This window comes from Pontiella sulfatireligans (genome assembly GCF_900890705.1).
Classification (GTDB): domain Bacteria; phylum Verrucomicrobiota; class Kiritimatiellia; order Kiritimatiellales; family Pontiellaceae; genus Pontiella; species Pontiella sulfatireligans.
On the sequence record NZ_CAAHFH010000002.1, the window covers coordinates 818,442 to 839,083 of the forward strand.

The following is a 20,642-nucleotide window of genomic DNA, read 5'->3' on the forward strand; positions in this document are numbered from 1 at the left end:
GAGTTTGGGGTCTGAAGTTTGGAGTTGAAGACGCGCGTTTTGTCCGCGACACGCGCAAGCTTGGCGTGTTCATCGGGGACGTGGCCTACATTTTTCCAATGGTTGGAAGTCACCACAGAGGGCACAGAGGAACACGGAGTAACAACTAATTTACAACCTCCGTGCCTCAAGCGCAACGGGTGGCAAGAAATACCGTTAGGTTATGCGGCGCGGTGAGGACACCACGCCCTACCCTATGCGCCGCCACGTCGGGGACGTGGCCTACATTTTCCAATGGTTGGAAACTTCCAATGACTGGAGGGGCGGCGGCCCTGCGGAATAGCCGCCTAAAGGCGGGACTACATACAAAACGTCTTCGTGCCTCCTGCGCCTCCTTGCGGCTAACCAATCCGGGTCGATCTGCGTTCTCTCGCGGCTAATTCCCCTGCGAACGTGCGGCGCGCTGGGACAGCGCGCCCTACCCCATTAAAAACCAGAAGACAGCGAACAGCCAACAGCAGACAGCCTTTGCGTCCTTGCGCCTTAGCGGTCAAAAAAAACTCTGCACGCCAGAGCGGTTGCACCGCCTTTGCGGACGAACGGCGCGAGGGGATAGGGTCAGTCCTGAATGTCAACAAAGAGAGTAGCTGTCAATATTCAAGGACTGGAATATTTACAAGACTTAACCATCACCCCGTAAACTCAAAGAAATGCTTTTCTTTGAGTTCTCGCATGACACCTCCTTAAATATAAGTATAGTTGTATTACTATTACGTATTATGAAATCTTGTATAGGAGTTCTCACATGAAATCGTTGTTTTATTCTCTGATCGCACTATTTGGAATTCTATTGTCGAGTGGTCAAGCTACCCCCTTCTATGTTGACGACAATATGCCCGACGACAGTGCTGATGGCCTATCGTGGGAAACAGCGAAGCAATCGATTCAGGCCGCAGTAGACCTGACGGTTGATGGAGACACGGTTCTAGTAACGAATGGGACGTACGCAACGGGTTCTCGCGCCACTTCGTCGTATGCCGATTCGTGGCCAAACCGGGTGTTGATTGATAAGGCAATCACCGTCCAGTCCGTTAATGGACCGGATGTTACTCTCATTGATGGATCTGATACGGTTCGGGCTGTTTACATTGAAGCCGGAGCTCGACTGGATGGGTTTACCATCACTGGAGGACGAACCAGCTCAGACGACAGTCTCTACACCCAACGGTCGGGAGGAGGCATTCTTGCGCGTCCATCATGGGGAAGCAACCCAACCATCACAAACTGTGTGATCACTGCAAACAGAGCCTTTTTTCAGGGTGGAGGGGCCGACTTGTCCAGAGCAACCCTCCTGAATTGCAAAATCACGGATAACTATTCCAGCAGCATAGGAGGTGGACTGGTTCTCAATAATTCAACCGTAACCTTTTGCTCTATATCGGAAAACAGAGCCCAATCCACAGGGGGCGGGTTTTCCGCCGATAATTCCACCATCTCCTGTTGCAGCATTTCTGAAAATGAATCGGAATGGTTGGCTGGGGCGTGTTTGCTGGAAAACGATACAAAGCTCAATAGTTCGATCATCTCCTACAATCACACTGAAAATGGAGCTGCTATTAAGTTTTTTAATGGGGGTTCTTTGAACTTCTGCACCGTCGTTCGCAACTGGAGCGATGGCATCGGCGATGGCTCCGCTGAAGTCAACAGTTGTATTATCCATCAGAACTCAGGCATAGACATTCCGACGGTCAATTCAACGATGCACCACTCTTGCTCGCCAGATCTAGCCCATGGATTCAGCCATAACATTACCAATGCACCGAATTTCAGGAAGGATCGAATCCGGTTGGACTATGATTCTCCCTGTCGGGGCGCCGGTGAGTGGGCACCCGTTGACATCCCTTATGATTTTGCAGGAAACCCTCGCAACCTAGGCACACCCGATATGGGCGCTTATGCCACCGCTCCCATGATTTTTGTGGACGGAAACTTTACACCGGATGATTCTGGTGATGGATATACGCTTGAAACTGCAAAACGTACGTTGCAGGCAGGTGCTGACACTGCTCATGCGCTCTTAACCAACAACCTATTTCTCTCCCGCGTCGAACTTTGGGTGCTGCCCATCTTTGGCGGGAGCTATCAGGAAGGCGGAGTTGCAGCGCCAAACTCAATGTGGCTCATGAACCGTCTCGCCGTTTCTTCTAACATTTGGGTTTATGCCATTGAGGGAAGCTTTTCATCTCCTGTTATCGATGGAGGCAACACCATGCGTTGCGTCTATCTCGGTGAAAACTCACGACTGGAAGGCTTTACCCTCCAAAACGGGAAAACGGCTCAATCTGGACTCTATACCGATGTGGACGGAGGCGGCGCGTTGATTGAAAAGAATGCATTCATCACCGACTGCACCATTCAATCGAACTATGCCCGCTTTTTCGGAGGCGGGGTCTATCTCAATGAACAGGCCACCATGACGGACTGTATATTGACCGCAAACAACGCCGGATTCCCAGGCGGCGGAGCTTATCTTGAACCACACGCAACCATGAACGGCTGCGAGCTCACCAGCAATCACACAGATAAAAATGGTGGAGGTGCCTATCTGGATAATGCAGCAGCCGTCAACTGCACCTTAAATAGAAACGAGGCCTCCCAACTGGGCGGCGGACTCTACCTCTTTGGTTCTTCAGCTGAAGAGTGTCCCCTTGGCCAAAACGAGGCCGAAACCGGTGGTGGTGCCTACCTAGACGACTCCGATCTAACCGACTGTATTATCGGCAACTGCACCGCCTCCCTAGAGGGCGGCGGTGTATATGCGACCAACTCGACCGTCACAGCCTGCACGCTTCGGTACAACGAATCCGCAGGGAAAGGCGGCGGCGCCTTCCTCATCGGGGACTCAGCCCTTCAGAGCAGCACCGTTTCTGGTAACGGCTCCCTTGAACAGGGCGGCGGCATCTATGTGGAAGGTGTTTCGCAGGTGACTTCTTGTACGGTGGATTATAATGAAGCAGAGACCGGTGGCGGAATCTACCTAAAAGGAACCTCGTTTATAGAGTGTCCCACCGTCAATCAGGCACTGCTTGCCAACAACGAAGCCTCTGGAGGGAACGGAGCCGGGCTCTATCTGTATCAAAATGGGATTCTGCGCAACTGCACCATCGTTGCGAACCGTGGAACCGGTCTTAATCTCTATTATCCCCGCCAGCCCGCGGGGTCTTTATTGAATACCGGTGGAAAAGTCTACAACAGCATTGTCTGGGGAAACAGAGATGGAGATATCGACACCTTCGGCCCCTGTGACATCTCCAACACCTGCGCCCGCGATGGAGTTGAGCACCTCGTGAATAATTGTCTTACAATCTACCCTCGGTTTTACGGAGGCACTTATCCTTATTCGCTCTCTAATGATTCTCCCTGCCTGAACGCTGGAGACGATTCCCAGGTCACCGCAACGACCGACCTGTATGGAAACGCACGAATCGAGCAAGGCGCATCGGACCTCGGAGTTTATGAGCACAGATACGGCGCACAAACCGCAGATACAGACCTCGATGGGCTCCCTGATTCCTGGGAGGACGATTATTTTGAAACGACCAATCTTTGCCTCAGTGATGATGATTCTGACGAAGATGGCTTCAGCAATTTGGAGGAATATTATGCCGGAACCAATCCGACCAATGACAATTCATTTATGCAGTTTACGCTGGAGCATGGCACCAATCAGGTTATTGAACTGAACTGGACGATGAATAATTCAAAAGAACGGATCTACCATATTCTTTGGACGCCTTCCCTGACGAATCAGTTTGAACATCTCTACTCAACCACCACTCAAAGCAACCGAACGATTAATCTGGATCCCAACGCGGATCATTATTCCACCCCCAGCCAATACTCCAGCGGATTTTTTCGTTGTCAGATTTTACTCCCAAACGAACCATACGTTCTCGATTAAGTCAGCTTTGAGCTAAAAAGAGACTCCGCACCCTTCCCCGGCGAAGGATGCGTCAACGGACAAACGGAAAAGGGGTCACCCATTAGAGGTTCCGGTCAAACACAAAAAACCCTTCCATAGCCGTTTTTCAACGGCCTGCTCATTTTCTTTTTGTTGATCGGGGGAAAAGTAACACGGAGTAATAACTAATTTACAACCTCCGTGCCTCAAGCGCAACGGGTGGTAAGAAATGCCGATCAGGCTATGCAACGGATTCGGCGAACCAGACCTACCCAATGAACCGCCCGCCACGTCGGGGACATGGCCCTACATCATGGAGTCTTCAGGCGGCTCTGCGGAATAGCCTCCTGAAGGCGGGACTACATACAAAAACCCATCCGCACCGTCTTTGTGTCTTCTGTGCTTCTTGGCGGCCACAAATCCGTGTTCATCAGCGTTCATCCGCGGTTCTTCCCTGCGTACGAGCGGCGCGCCCGCCAACGTAAACCGAGTCGGCCTCGGCAACGCGGCCTCACTCGGGCGGTCGAGCCCTACCTTAAATCCCGTCCATGACCGCTCTCTTTGAGCGCTATTTTCTTTGAAAATTATCAATCGCTACGCTCATGGCTGTTATCCCGTCAAAAAGCCTCTGTGCCTTTGTGTGAGATAACTATTCCTGTGTGGTGCGTCCGGTTCGTCCCATCCTACATTCTGGAGGGTCGACGGCCTCGGCGACCGAGCGCACGCACCCTTTCAAGAAGCGCTCTCTTCGGGCGTTGCCGGGGAGGGGCTCAACGGCTATTCTTCTTTTTCTACATAAGAATCCATAAAACACCCGCGGGAAACAGGACGTGCCATGTTGCAGAATTTTAAATCTCACAGTTTAGTTTTATATAAAACCGCGCCGGCGATCATCGATCAGGTCGGCGACAAAATATCCATTCAGCTGGCCAACGGGAAAAGTGTTAAAGTCCGGCCTAAAGATATTCAACTGCTTCATCCGGGGCCGCTGAAGTCTCTCGCCGACTTAAACCAGACGCCTCAAGGAAATGTTGAAGAAGCGTGGGAGTTGCTGCAGGGCGAAACGGTTGAACTGACCGAACTCGCTGAATTCATCTATGGAGAGGCGTCGCCCGTGACGGTCTGGCATGCCTGGCAAGTGCTTCATGCCGCCATCCATTTCACCGGATCCAGGGAACAAATCACGGCCAGAACGGAAGCCGAGGTTGAAGCCATTGTCAACAAACAACGCGAAAAAGAAGAAGAGGCGGCACGCTGGAAGGACTATCTGCAGCGCGTCAAAGACCATACGATTCAGCCTGAGGATTTCCCCCACCTGAGCGATCTGGAGCGCATGGCCTACCGCAAGGCGTCCACGAACCGCACGCTGAAAGCGCTCGGCATAGAAGTCGCTCCGGAAAAGGCGCATCGGCTGCTGCTGCAGCTTAGGTTGTGGAATGACGCGGTGAATCCCTATCCGACCCGTTTTGATTGCGCAACCACGCAGCCAGAGCTCGAGGTGCCTGAACTGCCGGAGGAGCCGCGCGAGGATCTGACGGCGCTGGAAACGTTTGCCATCGACGATGACAATTGCTCCGACCCGGACGATGCCATCAGCCTCGACGGCGAGTGCCTCTGGATCCATGTCGCCGATGCCGCCGCGCTCATCAAAGCGGACTCGCCCCTCGACCAAGAGGCCCGAGCCCGGGGTGCCAATCTCTATCTGCCCGAAATCGTCATCAATATGCTGCCGTCGGCCGTCACTTCAATTTTGGGATTGGGACTGCAAGACATATCCCCCGCTCTCTCTTTTAAAATCGGGATTAAGGAGGACGGTTCGCCCACCTGTTTGAAAATAATACCGAGCTTAATCCGCGTTCAACGGCTCAGCTATTCCGCCGCAGATGAGTTGATGGAGACCTCCCCTTTTCAGGAAATGAATCTCATTGCTGAGCAGTTCCGGAAGCGACGCGTTGCTCAGGGAGCAGCCAGAATAAACCTGCCGGAAGTGAAACTCAAAACCACCGTCGACGGAGAGCTGTATAATTTGGCCGCCCGGCATGAACTGGGCCTCAAAGAGCCGGACGACTTCTCCGTCGAGATCAAAGATCTGCCGCGGTTGAAAAGCCGCGAAATGGTCACCGATGCCATGCTGATGGCGGGCGAGGCCATTGCTGTATATTGCATTGAAAATGAAATCCCGGTGCCCTTTGCCTGCCAGCCGCCGCCTGACGAATCGGGCACGCCGGAAACTATGGCCGAAATGTTTGCCTATCGCAAAAAGTTTAAACGCTCCGGGCTGCACCTTGATCCTGATTGGCACTCCGGACTCGGGCTCGAACGATACACCCGGTCCACCAGCCCGTTGCGCCGCTATTCAGATCTGCTGGTCCATCAGCAAGTCCGCGCGTTTATTGGCGGGCAACCCTTAATCAGCGAAGCCGATATGCTGGAACGCATGTCCCAAGCCGAAATCGGCGGAGGCAACACCGCGATGGCCGAACGCCGGAGCAACCGGCACTGGACGTTGCTGCACATGCAGCAGCATCCGGAAACCGTCTATCGCGGAGTGGTCGTCGACAAACGCGACGACCGGGGCGTGGTGATGATTCCCGAACTCGCCATCGACGTTAAAATGCGCCGGATGGCTGATGTCGAGTTGGATGATGAAGTCGAACTCCAACTCCTCCAGATCAATCTCCCGGAGCTTGATTTCACCTGCCGGATGGTGTGACGCGAGGGAAAAATTCGAGCACATTAGAAAATGCCATGGCCGGATATTGGTTGTTGTAGGCGGGGGCGGCGACCCCGCCATCCTGCCTACAGGAGATGGCTTGGCAATCCCGAGGTCGCCGCCCCCGGCTACATCTGGCCTCAAGAATTTACCCCGCCAGCAGCGGGGTTCCGATCCGAGGAAGAATTGACTGCCCACTTCCAATGTTTGGAAAACATTAACTCATAGGACGCCGCCCTTTCCCATCTGCAGCATACGGACAAAATGCCCGTTCTACATCCCCGAAATGGCCCTCTGGCCAGCGCTCCCTGCGCCCTCATGCGAAATATTATGTGACAATTACCCCTATAAAACGCCTTAATTGGCGGTTTGCCATTTCTTTCCTAATCACTTTTGCCCAAGTGTGCTATAGTCTCGCTTTCAACCCGCCTAGAGGAAGTTTATCCCCTCGGCATCCAACCTTAGTTGGGACCACTCGTTGACCATCGACCAAATCTGGTCGGCACGATCTCGTCGCCTCCTCTGAGACTCCCACTCAAAGGAGTAGTTATGTTTGCAGTCCCACCCGCCGTATCGTTGACCGCGTCTAAACCCATTCGAAAATTTATTGCCAAAACCCTTTCAAACGAGGGTTCCCCGGTTAAAACCGCCTTGTTGTTGGCCGCTGGCATGGGTAATCGACTTGCTCCATTAACAGATGCAACCCCGAAATGTCTGGTTGAAGTTAATGGAATCCCCATCCTTGAAAGATTGATACGTTCCCTGCGCAGTCATGGGATCACGCGTCTGTTTGTGGTCACCGGGCACCTGTCTGAAGTGATTGAAGACTACCTTGGCCGCCGTTATGCCGGGATTGAAATCATCTATATTGCCAGCCCGCTGTATAAAACAACCAACAACATCTACTCGTTGTGGCTTGCCGGCAAAGAGATTGACGAGCCTTTCATGTTGATTGAAAGCGATCTGGTTTTTCAGACAGAGCTACTTGCGCCAATGCTCCAGCCCGACCGCATCGCGGTCTCGAAGATGCTCCCTTGGATGAACGGCACCACGGTAACGCTTAACGGCCCCAAACAGCTGAAGGCCTTCTGTCTGGGTGCGGAAAGCCGCAATTGCGCCAGTCACTACAAGACCGTGAATATCTACAATTTCTCTCGCAACACCTGGAAATTGATTCAGAAGCGTTTGGATCAGTATATTTCCGACGGAAAGGTGAACGGCTACTATGAAGCGGTGTTCGCCGAAATGGTCGCTGAAGGGACGATCTCCCTTGCGCCGGTCTTCTTTGATGCCGCCCGCTGGTACGAGATCGATACCCCGGAGGATCTGAGCGCGGCGGAACGAATGTTTCCCGAGCCCTCCCGGATCCGGGTGGCCATGGGAGAGAAACTGCACCCCCTGCGGAAGGCGATCAGCAGCCGTCCCAAGGGTGCGCAGAAAATAGACGGACTCCCGGTTCCGGCATAACCGGCATTCCCCTCATTACTCCAAGCAGGATCGCGTCGTACTGCAGTTTGGGAACAGGCCGTCTTGAGGAATGCCACTTGCCGGCATAAATTTTACAGAAAGCGAAAACAGATTATGACAGAGAAAAAAAAGACCATTACGGATACGGCTGACAAAGAGCAGCAATTTGAGGCCATTGAACAGCAGCATGGCGGCTATTGGCGGCATGGTTTCATCGATCATGCCTACCTGTATAATCTCTATTTTCCGCCGGAGCGTTTCTTTCAGCAGCTGACCCGTCAAATTCATGAACTGGTGCTCAACTATCCGGTTGCCCAGAATGTCCTGGCAAATCTGGTGGGAACCCTGATCGCACAACCCGCGGAACGGATCGTGGTCGGCAATGGCGCCGCCGAGTTGATCAAGATTGTCTCGGGTCATCTGGCCAAAAAGCTGATTGTTCCGGTGCCGTCGTTCAATGAATACGCGAATGCGGCGCCGACTGAAAATATTATTGAGTTTGCCCTCGAAGCTCCGTCCTTTCAGCTGGACGTCGATCAATTTGCGGCAGAAGCAATACGCAACAAGGCTGACATAGCGGTGGTGGTATCACCGAACAACCCGACCTCTCTGCTGGTGCCCAAAGTCGACCTGCTTCGCCTGCTGGACAAGCTGGCCGCGCACGACTGCATGCTCATCGTTGACGAATCGTTCATCGATTTTGCCAAGGATCGTGATCGGGAAACGCTGGAAGGAGATATCGCCAACTATCCGAATCTTGCGATCTTCAAGAGCATGAGCAAAGCGTACGGCATCTGTGGTCTGCGCATCGGCTATATGCTGACGGCCAACGCACTCTTTGCCGATCAGGTTCGTCAAGGACTGCATATCTGGAACCTCAACGGCTTTGCAGAAACCTTTCTGGTGCATGCTCCGGAATATCAGCAGGAGTTCCTCGCCAGCTGCGAACGGGTACGGGCAGACCGCGATCAATTTTATCAGGACCTCTGCACCATCAGAGAAATGACGGTCTATCGGCCCGATGCCAACTATATCTTCTGCCGTCTTCCTGACCAGGCGCCTTCCGGCCCCGAGGTGGCCCGCAGACTGTTTGTAGAGCACAACATCTACATCAAGCACTGTCAGGGAAAGACCATGCCGGAATCTGACCGTTACATCCGTATTTCCAGCCGCACCCAGGCAGAAAACGGCAGGGTAGCTGAAGCCCTGAGGACGATTGTTGCCGCGGCGGAGGAGTTGTCATGAGTGAGTCTCCGCCACCGAAATCCATCCTTTCCTTCGCAAAAGACCTGCCGAACATTTGTTCGTTGGTCGGACTGTTGTGCGCAATCTTCGGCATCTATTTTGCCTTTCTGGGCAATTTCCCCGCCGCGATGATCGGGTTGATCTGGGCGGTTTTCTTTGACTGGAGCGACGGCATCATAGCCCGTCGGATGAAAGGCCGAACCCAAGAGCAGGGAGAGTATGGCGGCCAGCTCGACTCGTTGATCGATATTGTCAGCTTCGGAATCTGCCCCGCCGTCATCCTGCTTAGCTATGGCCATTTCAGCCCCTGGTACATCCCCGGCGCCTTCATCATTGTTGCCGCCGGTGTAATCCGGCTGAGCTATTTTAATGTCTTTGGCCTGGTGGACAAATCAACGTATTGGGGATTCCCGCTCGACAACAATGTCATTATCCTGGTCTTTCTGTTTCTCTTTGATGGTTTGCTCTGTCCTTCGATTTTCGGTTTCATTCTCTACGCGCTGCTTATAGCTCTAGCGGCCCTCAACGTCGCCCCGATCAAGACCCCCAAATTTGCCGGACGCTGGTATTACGTCATCACCGGCTACACACTGCTAATCACTCTGATCTATGGCTTGAAATTGCTCTGATCAGTGACGCTTGCCAACAGGCGCAATCCTGTTCATCCTGCAATGCCCTTCCCCTTTTTCGCTTTTGCGCAGCGGGACGAATTCGTCTATGTTAATCCCTTCATTTCAACAATCGAGGTTTGGCATGAAGTTCAGGAATATTGCAATCATCTCTGGTCTGGCGGTTCTGTTGGCAGGAACGGGTTTCGTGGCTGAATCCGCAACTGCGCCCAAACCCCTGCCCGGATCGCGCGCTGAAATCTACAAAACCATCGACGGAGTCAAACTGCCCCTACATATCTTTGAACCCAAGGGCCAAAAAGCCGGCGACAAGCGCCCGGCCATCGTCTTTTTCTTCGGCGGCGGATGGAACGGCGGCTCCCCAAAACAGTTTGAAAAACAGTGCGCCTATCTCGCCTCCCGCGGCATGGTGGCCATGACCGTTGAATACCGCGTAAAAAGCCGCCACGGCGTAAAGGCGGTCTCCTGCTTCAGCGATGCCAAATCCGCCATCCGCTGGGTGCGGCAAAACGCCCAACGCCTCGGCATCGATCCCAACCGCATCGCCGCCGGCGGCGGTTCGGCCGGCGGGCATCTCGCCGGTGCGCTCGGCACCATCAGCGCCTTCGACGAATCCACCGAAGACACCACCATCAGCGCCGTGCCCAACGCGCTCGTCCTCTTCAATCCCGCCCTCGTCCTGGCGCCGGTGGAAGGATACGAACCCAGGGACCCGAAAAAACTCGCCGGTCTGGAAAAACGCATGGGCGTACCGCCTCAACAGCTTTCGCCCTATCACAACATTGGCTCCGACCTTCCGCCCACCATTATTTTCCACGGCACGGCCGACACCACCGTCCCCTACAACACCGTCGAACTGTTTACCGAACAGGCGAAAAAAAAAGGCAACGCGGTTGAGCTCGTCCCCTACGAAGGCCAGGGGCATGGTTTCTTTAATTATAAAGAGACGCGAAAGAACCCCTTCATCGACACCGTCAAAAAGATGGATGCCTTTCTCGTGTCGCTCGGATATCTGCAAGGCCCCGACCGCGTCGACGCCTTTATCGCGGCGGATCAATAATGCGCTACTAAGCACGAAATACATGAAACTGGAGGGATGACGTCCCTGCCGTCCGCCTTACGACTGCATGAGATTTGCCACGAAAGAAGGCGCAAAGAGTAGAGCAGGGACTCAGGCGGCAGCCGTGGATCCGGCTTCGTTTCCCAAGGTTTGAGCCATTGGAACAGATGTTGAACCACGACCGCGAACCCGCGCATTACTAGATGGCCTCGTTGTTGACATCGCTGTGCGCCAGCCTCTTTCGCCCCATGGGCGCAGTTCCGGGACTGCCCAAGGACACGCCTCTTTGCTTGCAAAGGGCGTGTTTCGTACGCTCCGCAGACCCCTTAACTTATAGATCCGGCAGGTAAATATTGAGAAGATCCATGAAATTATTCTGACACCCAATTGTTCTGCCGAAACTCCCTGCGACGGTTTTATTGACAGAATAACTGGGTGTCAGGCCGGCGCGGAACGACAGCAGCGAAGCGTCAGCCATTTTTTCAACGAGTGCGGTTCATCGCATAAGTCATTTTGAAGTCTCAATATATTTGTGCCGGAGCAATAGCGTCATTCGGGACCGCCCCTTGGAAATCCGACCCTCTGTAGCCGCGGTCCTCGACCTATCTATTACACGCATAATTTTACAACGGCATTTCAGGGAGGGTTCTCTCTGCAGCGCATAGGATGACCGGAACCTCTAATGGGTGCCCCCTTTTTGAGTGCGGGAATTTAACCGGCCTCTCTTGATAAAACGGATGTTGCGGATCCACTAAGCGTTATCCAACGGATTCAGGTTACAGTCTGCCGTTGAGTTTGGGATGGCGTTTTTTTCATAAAATAAGTACCTTGTTGTGATGTGTAACGAGGATGTCATAGACCCAACTGTTCTGTTGGACGCCATCAGTGGTGACACTGCTTTGGCGACGGAGCTGCTGGAATTGTTTTTCTGCGAGACCAATAAAGATTTCGAAGGGTTGTGCGCGGCTGTTGCCGCGGCTTCTGTTGCGGATGCGGTCAAGGCGGCGCATAAAATGGCCGGTGCTTCAATGGCATGTGGCTTGGCGGGGGTTGCCGGCGAGTTGCGCGAACTGGAGCAACTCTGCAAGGTGGCGATGCCGTCCGACATGAATGCGCGCGTCTCGCGGGCGGGGAAGGCTCTCTCGGACGCTCGGCATTTCTTTGAAAATTATTACGCGAAGGAGTTTTCGGCATGAAGAAAGTTTTTCTAATTGATGATGATGTCTTTGTCACCAATCTCTATAAAAATATGCTGAGGGGAGAGGGGATTGAGGGAGTCTGCATCAATAGCGGCGAAGAAGCCATTCAACGACTTTCGATTGAGAAGCCGGATCTGGTAGTTTTGGATTTGCATATGCCGGGCATTAATGGGGTCGAGGTGTTGCGGCATATCCGCGGAAACAAAACGTTAAAAGATCTTTATGTGATCGTTCTGTCGAGCGGCTATGTCAAATCGTTGGTCGAAGAGGTCGGGGATTTCAAGGTGCAGAAGTTTTGCGCCAAACTGCAGTGTAAGCCGAAGCAGATTCTGACAGCAATCAAGGATGCGATTGCCGAACTTTCCGCGAGAGAGGTCGACGGTGCCGGATTGGATGCCGCGGTGCAGTATTTAGGCGACGTGCCGATGGCGGATTTGCACCGCTACCTTACTCTCATGCGAACCGATGCCCGGCCGGAAGCGCGGCGGGTCTGTCTGGTTCATATATACAAGATCATGTATGAGATATTCCAGAGCGCACTGGCGGTGGATGAAACCTTTCCGCGCGGTAAATTGAGCCGTGCCCTGAAGGTCATGCTGAACGATTTGTTTGAACATCCCGACCCTGTGACTGAAATGACGATGAATACGCTGACCCAAGGGTTGAGCAAACTCAATGCGTTGTGCATCGAGGCCACAGAGGAGTTGGAGTCTGCGACGGCGCTTCGGGATCTGCTCAATGATTTAAAATAACCGCGGGGCCATTCGCTTTCGCTGGTTGCCATTTCTTCGCGCCGATGGAACAGCGTTTCCGAAATAATGGATGTCTGTTTTTTGCATTTTACGCACAGATAAAGCCCGTGGCCCATTAATGAGCCTCATCACGGAAGTGCGACCTGACCGGCTTCGTGAGTCTGGTTGGAAATGATCCGTTTCTTCCGAAGGAAAAATGAGAGCTCTATGCCGGGGGGCGGAATGTAGATTGGGTGCTCTTCGCTTCCAATCACCTGCGGTATGGGGCTTGTCCTCGGGGGCTGCGGCGAAGAAGCCATCCGAAGTTCCGGCATTGCCATTTAGGCACCTCAATCGTGATCCGCCCGAATGGATTCGGGCTGCTGTCTGCCCACAAGCTCTTGCGGCGGTTTAATCCTTTCCCCCGACGCGTCAGGCCTTTACTATGCGAACGAATATGAGGATCGGTTTTTCAACGTTTGTACTGGAGGGGGGCAAGTCGGGGCTATCGGCCTACATCTGCAACCTGCTCCGCGCATTGCAGCTTGAAGACACCCAAAACAACTACGACCTGCTGATGGCGCGCGACGAGGCGGAGCTCGTTCCGCTCACGAACCCCCGCTTCAAAAAGCGCCTCTCCCCCCCTTTCATCAACCGGCCGGTCGTCAATTTGGCCTGGCACAATGCGGGGTTGCCGCAAACGAAGTATGACCTGCTGCACATTCCGAGCTACCGCCGCATTCCGTTGCTTAAGCGGACCAAGGTGGTGGCCACGGTGCACGATCTGGCGGCGTTTTCGGTGGATGCAAAATATGACCGCGCACGCATGCTCTTCAACCGCAAGTTCGCGCCGGCGATGATCCGGCGCGCCGACCATGTGATTGCCGTGAGCGAGCACACCAAGAACGACATCGTCCGCTTTACGGGCTATCCCGAAGATAAGATCACCGTGATCTATTCCGGCATCGACCACGACCTGTTCCATCCGGCTCCGGCCGAGGAAGCGCGGCGCACGCTGGCCGAGCTCCACGGGCTGGAAAAACCGTTTTTCGTTTATGTTTCGCGACTGGAGCATCCGGCCAAAAACCACGTACGGCTGATTGAGGCGTTCGAGCGGTTCAAGCTGGAAAGCGACAGCGCGCACCAGCTGGTGCTCGCCGGCGCGGACTGGAGCGGCGCAGACCTTATCCGCGCCCGGGCGGCGCAAAGCCCGGTGAACAGCGACATCGTCTTTCTGGGCTTCGTACCCGGCGACTCGCTTCCCCTGCTTTACAGCGGGTGCGACCTGATGGTCTTCCCCTCGCTGTTCGAGGGCTTCGGCTTTCCCGTTTTAGAGGCGCTGGCCTGCGGCGCACCGGTGGCCTGCTCGAATACATCGGCCATGAAGGAGATTGCCGGAGGCGCAGCCCAGACCTTCAATCCGTACAGCACGGATGAAATCTTCGCGTGCATGGAAAACTCCGTTTCCAAGGGGGTGAATGCCGAAACCCGGGCGCACGGCATGGAACATGCTTTCACCTTCGACTGGCAGACGGCTGCACGTCGTGTTATGGGAGTCTACGAGTCGTTGGCATAGTTGGATGAAGACCGCAACCAAAACCATTTTAGCGTTGACCACAACGGCCGTTCTGGCCGCTGCGGGGGCATTGCGCCTGCTTAACACGCACGAAAGCCGACCGCTCGATCTTTCCCCGGCAGAACGGCTGTGGCTGAGCGAGCGCACCGAGCCCATCCGTGTGGCCCCCCTGCCGGATTCGCCGCCGCTCGACTTTATCGATGATGCCGGCCAGCATCAGGGATTAACCGCAGACTACCTGCAGCTGATCGAAGAGCATCTTGGCCTTCAATTCGAAATGGTTCCGTGCGAAAACTGGAAGCAAATCGTCGAGAAGCTGGAAAACCGCGAAATCGATGTGGTGGGCTCCATCCAAAACACGATGGAGCGCCGCAAATTTCTGCGTTTCACCGAGCCGTACCTCCGCATCCGCAATGTCATCATCACCCGCAAAGGCTGGCGGGGATCCTACACGCTCGACAACATGGGCGGGCTCGAGATTGCCATTGTCGATGGCTCGGCCACCTATGACTATGTGCGGAAGATGCATCCGGAATACAACATTGTTCCCGTGGACAATGCGGTGGCCGGCTTCCGCATGGTTTCGCTGGTGCAGGCCGATGCCATGGTGGCCGACTTTGGCGTGGCCTCGCACTACATCGACGCTCTGGGCATCGTGAATCTGCGCATCGCCGGCGACATCGAATACCCGTGGGAGCTGTGCTTTGCCTCCCGCAAAGACTGGCCGATGCTTAACTCGATTCTGAACAAGGCGCTCGCCAATATTTCCTCGGCGCAACGCAAGGCCATCAAGCGGGAGTGGATCACGCTCGACAACGCCATTCCCGTGTCGCGCGAACTCTACTTCCAGATCATCGGCGGCATTCTGCTGTTCACGCTGCTGGCGATCGGGTCGGTCATGTTCTGGAACCGCACTCTGCGCAAACAGGTGACCCACCGCACGCACGAGCTCGGACGCGTCCGCGAGCGGCATGAACAGGCCGCCCAAGCGCTGGGCGAAAGCGAAGAGCGCTTCCGCGTACTGGTGGAGTCTTCGAGCGATATGATCTGGGAAACCGACCAGTACGGCAACTACACCTATGTCAGCCCGCGCGTGCACAGCATTCTCGGCTACGAACCCGAACAGCTCCTTGGCCAAAGCTCCCTCTCGCTGATGGTTCCGGTCGATGCGGCCAAAAACCTGCAGACGCTGCGCGAGGCCACGGCCAACACCATTATCGACTGCGACACCCATACCTACAACCACAAAGACGGACGCAAGGTGATGCTCGAAAGCAGCGGCATGGCCTTTGCGGACAACACCGGCATACTGGCCGGCTTCCGTGGCGTTTCGCGCGATATCACCGACCGCGTTACGTCCGAGGCGGCTCTGAAGGCCAGCGAAGAACGCTTCCGCAACTTGGTGGAAACCACCTCCGACTGGATCTGGGAGGTCGACCGGGACGGGCGCTTCATCTATGCCAGTCCGCAGGTGGTCGACATCCTAGGCTATTCCCCCAAAGAGCTTATCGGCAAACGGCTGATGGACCTGATGCCCGAAAAGGAAGCCGACCTCGCTGAAACCATCTACAGGGAAGCCGTCCAGCAAGGCGCTGCGATCGATTCCAAGGTGAACCACAACCTCCACAAGGATGGACGCGTGGTGGTGCTCGAAACCAGCGCCGTGCCGTTCTACGACGAGGATTGGAACATTACCGGCTACCGGGGCATCGGCCGCGACATCACCGACCGCACGGCCGCCGAAAAGCAGCTTGAATTTGAGCGAAGCCTGTTCCACTCGTTCATGGAGCACGCCCCCGACCTGATCTACTTTAAGAACGATGCCGGGCGCTTCATCGAGGTCAACGCCGCCAAGGCCAACGAAGTCCGCCTCCCGCCGGAGGAGTTGATTGGGAAATCCGATTTCGACTTCTACCCCCGCGAGCAGGCGCAGCAGATGTACGACGAAGAGCAGGAGATCATGCGCTCCGAACGGGCGCTTCAAAAAGAAGAGTTTGCCACGACCCCGGACGGCGACCGGTGGTATCTCACCACCAAGGTGCCGCGCTACGACGAGCAAGGCAAAGTGGTCGGCACGTTCGGCACCTCGTGGAACATCACCCACCGCAAGATCGCCGAGGAAGAGCTCCGCCAGCTGCGCGCCATGCTCAGCAACATCATCGACTCGATGCCCTCGATCCTCGTCGGGGTGGATCTCAACGGCCGCGTAACGCAATGGAACCGCAAGGCGGAGCATGCCACCCGCACCATGCAGCAGGATGCCGTCGGCAAGCCCCTGAACGAAGCCTTCCCGCGCTTGGCCAAGGAGATGGTCAAGGTGGAGCGGGCCATCCGCGAGCGCACCTCCCAAAAAGAGGAGCGCATTCCGGTGCACGAAGACGGCCGGCGGCGCTACAACGACATTACGGTATACCCGCTGCTCGACAACGACACCGAAGGCGCGGTGATCCGCATCGACGATGTGACCGACCGGGTTCTGATCGAAGACAGCATCCGGAATATTGTGGAAGGGGTATCCTCGGTCGGCCGCCGGTTTTTTGCCTCGATGGTGAACCAGCTGGCCAAGGTGCTCGACGCGGACTTCACCTATATCAGCGAATTCAGCGACGACACCCGCAGCACCATGCGCACCATTTCGGCCTCGAACCGGGGCATCATCGCCGACAACTTCGACTACGTCCTGAAGGGCACCCCCTGCGAAGAGGTGCTGCAGGGCGACAAGTGGCTCTTCCGCGAAAGCGTGCAGGGCCAGCTCCCCAAAACCGCGCGCCTGCAATCGCTGGGAATCGAGCACTACATTGGCATTCCGCTGGTGGACTCGGAGGGCCATCCCCTCGGCGTTATGGCGGCGATGTACCGGAAACCGGTCGAACAGCTCGAATTCGCCACCTCCGTGATGCAGGTTTTCGCCGGACGCACCGCAGCGGAACTGGAGCGCCTGCAGGCGACCAAAGAGCTGCTCACGCTGCGCAACCTGCTCAGCAACATCATCAACTCCATGCCATCGATTCTCGTAGGCGTTGATATGGAGGGCCGCGTGATGCAATGGAACCGCGAAGCCGAACGCGTGACCGGAATCCATGCCGACCGGGCCCATGGCCAAAAGCTGGACGCAGTGTTCCCCAATGTAGGAAAAGAGATGGAGCAGCTGCTCTCCGCCATCGAAAGCCGCGGCACGCACCAGCACGACGAACGCGTCCCCTGCACCATTGGAGGCGAAAACCGGGTGATCGACATCACCGTCTATCCGATTACGGCCGACGGAGCGGAGGGCGCCGTGATCCGCATGGATGATGTGACCGACCGCGTCCGCATCGAGGAAATGATGGTGCAGTCGGAAAAGATGATGTCGGTCGGTGGACTGGCCGCCGGCATGGCCCACGAAATCAACAATCCGCTGGCGGGCATTTTGCAGAACCTGCAGGTGATGCACAACCGGTTCACGCAGGCCACGAAGCGCAACACGTCGGCTGCGGAAGCGGCAGGCACCTCGCTCGAAGCCATCCAAGCCTTCATGCAGGAGCGCGGCCTGCTCGCGATGATGGATACGGTTATCGAGGCCGGCCGGCGCGCCTCTAAGATTGTCGACAACATGCTCAGCTTCAGCCGCAAGGATGAGGCGCATTACGAACAGAACAACCTGGAAGAGATCCTGGAACGCAGCGTGGAGCTGGCCTCGAACGACTATAACCTGAAAAAGCGGTTCGACTTCCGCCATCTCCGGATCGACCGCGAATACGACCCCGCGCTGGAGCCCATCCCCTGCGAAAGCAACCAAATCCAGCAGGTCATCATGAACCTGCTGTCCAACAGCGCCCAAGCCATGGCCGAAGAAACGCCCTCCGCCAAGGAGCCTCGGATTACCCTGCGCCTGCGCAAAGGGGCGAAAGCGGCCGTCATCGAAGTGGAAGACAACGGCCCGGGCATGGATGCGGAAACACGGAAGAGAGCCTTCGAGCCCTTTTTCACTACGAAGGAGGTCGGGCATGGAACCGGCCTAGGACTCTCCGTTTCGTACTTTATTGTAACCGAAAACCACGGTGGCACGATGCGGGTTGACTCCGCTCCGGGCAAAGGTGCGCGCTTCATCATACGGCTTCCGAGTGTGCACCAGCAAACCCGCTGGGGGCTGCGCCTTTAGCGGGCGGTCGGCAAATGGTCTGCAAATGGCTTGGTTATAAGCTTGTGGGGTTGTTTTATACTCCAGTATAAAACGACATGTTACACAAGGAACGGCAAATGATTGACTATTCTACTATCCATGTGCTGGTGATCGATGACGAACCGGCCATCTGCATGAGCTTAACGGCCTTTCTCGAGGACTACGGCTTCAAAGCATCCTCGGCTGAAAGCGCTGAAGAGGCGCTCGATCTAATGAAAAACAACGTATACAACATTTGCATCGTCGATCTGCGCCTGCCCGGCATGAGCGGTGAAGATCTGATTGTGTGCGCCCGAGAACGCTATCCCGCGCAGCGCCACATCATCTACACCGGCTCTATTTCATACAACCTTTCTGAAAAACTGCAGGAACTGGGCATGCGCCCCGAGCATGTTTTCCATAAGCCTGTGCGTGTCCTTTCCCTGCTCGTGAAATGCATCAAAGAACAGGTCGCCCAGGCCCGGGAAAATGAAGACTAAGGCCAAAACCAAAATACTGGTAATCGACGACGACACCGCCGTCCGCGAGAGCTTTTGCTTCTACCTGGAGGATTTGGAATACGCCGTGGTTCAAGCCACAAACGGCCGTGAAGGGTTGAAGTTGTTCGAAAAAGCCGCCCCCGATATTGTGATGGTGGATCTGCGCATGCCGGACATGGACGGGCACCAAGTCCTTGAAAAACTCTCGCAGACGGTTCCCGACATGCCGTTGATCGTCGTTTCCGGAACGGGACGAATCAGCGACACGGTCAAGGCGCTGCACAATGGCGCATGGGACTACATTCTTAAGCCCGTCAACGATCTATCCATCCTAAGCCACTCCATAGAAAAAGCCTTGGAGCGGGCGCGGCTGCTTCACGAAAACCGCGATCACCAACAGCAGCTTGAGCAAGAAGTGGAGCGGCGCACCCGGGAGCTTACCGAAAAGATCGAGGAAATGACCCGCTTCAACCGCATGGCCGCCGGCCGGGAGCATCGGATCATTGAGCTCAAGCGGCAAATCAACGCGTTGCTGGGCGAACTGGGCCGACCGGCCAAATACCAGTCGCCCGACATGATTGAAGAAGACCAAAACTCCGTCGATTGAGTCTTCCATGCCTTCCGCCGTCGCCATCATCATGCGCTCCAAAAACGAAATGCCGCATGTGCGCCGGGCGCTGGCCATGCTCACGCAGCAAACCTTTCGCGAATTCAAACTGTACGCCATCGACTCTGGTTCGACCGACGGCACACTGGAATCCTTGCGCAAACATGGCGTGGATGTCGTTCAAATCACACCGGAGGAATACGTCCCGGGCCGGGTGCTCAACGATGCTATTGCAAGGGCCAAGCACCAGATCATCGTACTGCTCAATGCCGATGCGGTTCCCCTCTCCCACGACTGGCTGGAAAAACTGCTGCTCCCGATCACTGAAAACCGCGCCGATGCCGCCTTCAGCAAACAAATCGCGCGTCCGGATGCACATTTCATTGTGGCGTACGACTACGAGCGCGCCTACAACTCGAACAAGGCCGACCCTTGCTTCTTTTCCGCTGTTGCTTGCGCCTTCAGGCGCGAGCTGTGGGAAATGGTCCGCTTTCGGGAGCACGGCTATGCCGAAGACGCGGCTTGGGCGGCCGAGTGCGCAACCGGAGGTGCTCGACTCCAGCTAGCGGAGGACTCAACGGTTGAGCATTCGCATAACTACACGTTGACCGCACTCAGCCAAAAGCGATTAAGGCAAGCGCTTACATTTGATCAAGCGCCCAGCGCGGGAAGGCAGACCTGGCGCTGCGTCCGCGAAATTGTGCGCGACCTGCTGCATGCCGGCGCCAAGCTTAAGCCCCACACCATTCCATACAACATCGCCTACCGCATCACCATACACAGGGCCCTCCAGCGTGGCCTGAAAGAGCGTCGCAAAGAATCAGCCCGCTGATT

Annotated in this window: 14 protein-coding genes; 13 read left to right on the forward strand and 1 reads right to left on the reverse strand. The window is 55.4% G+C overall.

The genetic code is table 11. The annotated features are described in order from the left end of the window. Nucleotides 1–784 precede the first annotated feature (784 nt). Entirely contained in the window at nt 785–3,940 is a 3,156-nt protein-coding gene (locus tag SCARR_RS16445) for a right-handed parallel beta-helix repeat-containing protein (RefSeq protein WP_136062758.1), read from the forward strand. A gap of 306 nt (nt 3,941–4,246) precedes the next feature. Here SCARR_RS16445 and SCARR_RS29120 read toward each other — a convergent pair whose 3' ends face one another. Beyond that, nucleotides 4,247–4,381, reverse strand: a complete 135-nt coding sequence (locus SCARR_RS29120) for a hypothetical protein (protein ID WP_281281190.1) — start codon at nt 4,379–4,381, stop codon at nt 4,247–4,249. Nucleotides 4,382–4,775: 394 nt separating this feature from the next. On the opposite strand from SCARR_RS29120, the gene SCARR_RS16450 reads away from it, so the two are divergent. From SCARR_RS16450 to SCARR_RS16505, 12 genes are all read left to right on the forward strand, one after another. After that, the gene (locus SCARR_RS16450) at nt 4,776–6,653 is read left to right on the forward strand and encodes an RNB domain-containing ribonuclease (protein WP_136062759.1); all 1,878 of its coding nucleotides are present in this window, start codon (nt 4,776–4,778) and stop codon (nt 6,651–6,653) included. 549 nt (nt 6,654–7,202) lie between these two features. Continuing rightward, on the forward strand, nt 7,203–8,120 hold the full coding sequence (locus SCARR_RS16455) for a phosphocholine cytidylyltransferase family protein (protein ID WP_136062760.1): 918 nt from the start codon (nt 7,203–7,205) through the stop codon (nt 8,118–8,120). Nucleotides 8,121–8,234: 114 nt separating this feature from the next. Beyond that, the gene (locus tag SCARR_RS16460; protein WP_136062761.1) at nt 8,235–9,365 is read left to right on the forward strand and encodes a pyridoxal phosphate-dependent aminotransferase; all 1,131 of its coding nucleotides are present in this window, start codon (nt 8,235–8,237) and stop codon (nt 9,363–9,365) included. Beyond that, a complete protein-coding gene (locus SCARR_RS16465; RefSeq protein WP_136062762.1) occupies nt 9,362–9,994 on the forward strand; it encodes a CDP-alcohol phosphatidyltransferase family protein in 633 nt (210 codons plus the stop codon). Before SCARR_RS16460 ends, SCARR_RS16465 begins: the two co-directional genes overlap by 4 nt. A 124-nt stretch (nt 9,995–10,118) precedes the next feature. Further along, nucleotides 10,119–11,054, forward strand: a complete 936-nt coding sequence (locus tag SCARR_RS16470; protein ID WP_136062763.1) for an alpha/beta hydrolase — start codon at nt 10,119–10,121, stop codon at nt 11,052–11,054. Nucleotides 11,055–11,890: 836 nt separating this feature from the next. Then, a complete protein-coding gene (locus SCARR_RS16475) occupies nt 11,891–12,250 on the forward strand; it encodes an Hpt domain-containing protein (RefSeq protein ID WP_136062764.1) in 360 nt (119 codons plus the stop codon). Next, nucleotides 12,247–13,005 carry a response regulator gene (locus SCARR_RS16480; RefSeq protein ID WP_136062765.1) on the forward strand — a complete coding sequence of 253 codons (759 nt, stop codon included), beginning with the start codon at nt 12,247–12,249 and terminating at the stop codon, nt 13,003–13,005. Before SCARR_RS16475 ends, SCARR_RS16480 begins: the two co-directional genes overlap by 4 nt. 424 nt (nt 13,006–13,429) lie before the next feature. Then, the gene (locus SCARR_RS16485) at nt 13,430–14,560 is read left to right on the forward strand and encodes a glycosyltransferase family 4 protein (protein WP_136062766.1); all 1,131 of its coding nucleotides are present in this window, start codon (nt 13,430–13,432) and stop codon (nt 14,558–14,560) included. A 4-nt stretch (nt 14,561–14,564) separates the two neighbouring features. Then, complete coding sequence (locus SCARR_RS16490) at nt 14,565–18,701, forward strand: PAS domain S-box protein (protein WP_168433375.1); 4,137 nt, start codon at nt 14,565–14,567, stop codon at nt 18,699–18,701. A 98-nt stretch (nt 18,702–18,799) separates the two neighbouring features. After that, nucleotides 18,800–19,201: a response regulator gene (locus SCARR_RS16495; RefSeq protein ID WP_168433376.1), complete on the forward strand. Its 402-nt coding sequence runs from the start codon at nt 18,800–18,802 to the stop codon at nt 19,199–19,201. Further along, nucleotides 19,191–19,808 carry a response regulator gene (locus SCARR_RS16500; RefSeq protein ID WP_136062769.1) on the forward strand — a complete coding sequence of 206 codons (618 nt, stop codon included), beginning with the start codon at nt 19,191–19,193 and terminating at the stop codon, nt 19,806–19,808. Before SCARR_RS16495 ends, SCARR_RS16500 begins: the two co-directional genes overlap by 11 nt. After that, the gene (locus SCARR_RS16505; protein ID WP_136062770.1) at nt 19,780–20,640 is read left to right on the forward strand and encodes a glycosyltransferase family 2 protein; all 861 of its coding nucleotides are present in this window, start codon (nt 19,780–19,782) and stop codon (nt 20,638–20,640) included. Before SCARR_RS16500 ends, SCARR_RS16505 begins: the two co-directional genes overlap by 29 nt. Nucleotides 20,641–20,642 lie beyond the last annotated feature (2 nt).